1 pseudogene is annotated in these 253 nt (G+C 55.7%); it reads left to right on the top strand.

Annotation, left to right across the window (positions count from 1 at the left end):
- Positions 1 to 121: pseudogene (locus O2S87_RS19320) on the top strand (IS1595 family transposase); the annotation flags it as partial.
- Between the last annotated feature and the right edge of the window lie 132 nt (positions 122 to 253).

The raw sequence follows: 253 nt of genomic DNA, 5'->3' as shown, positions 1-253 counted from the left end.
GCACGGCTTGGAGCAGGCCGCTCACACTTTTGGTATCGTTCGATCAGTGAATCTCGTCGGCGGATCGTTCGAATTCCTCGTCGACTGCCTTGCTATAGGGGGATTCCACAGCTCTACATAAGAGCGAAACACGAAATCGGCGGTGATCTGGTCGAAGAGGCCGCTGACAGCGGCCTCGACTTCGGCTGTGTTCTCGGTGACAGCAATTTCGGCAAATCACCCAAACTCCGCCACAGACTACGGAGTCAGGCTA

The organism is Halohasta sp. A2 (assembly GCF_056175805.1).
Note: the sequence above shows the minus strand (reverse complement) of the source record. Positions and strands in the feature narration are given on the sequence as shown.